The following is a 253-nucleotide window of genomic DNA, read 5'->3' as shown; positions in this document are numbered from 1 at the left end:
AATACCGGTGCCATGACCGGCTGCGCCGAACCAGGTGACACCATCTGGTATTCAACCTCAGATAATCCGAAGCGAAAATATGCCCACAGCTGTGAACTGACTGAGACAAAAGCCGGTCATCGGATTAGCATCAATACAGCCCGGGCCAACCAGATTGTGGATGAAGCGCTCAAAAATGAACTCAATCATGAATAATCTGGAAATGCTACATTGCGCACGGAAGTGAAGTATGGTAATGAAAACAGACGGGTAC

Annotated in this window: 1 pseudogene; it reads left to right on the top strand. The window is 47.8% G+C overall.

Annotated features, from left to right (window positions below):
* Nucleotides 1–192 (top strand): annotated as a pseudogene (locus ACYP03_RS27100) (DNA/RNA nuclease SfsA); the annotation flags it as partial.
* Nucleotides 193–253 lie beyond the last annotated feature (61 nt).

The organism is Photobacterium sp. R1 (assembly GCF_054600795.1).
This window is presented reverse-complemented; position numbering and strand designations above follow the sequence as displayed.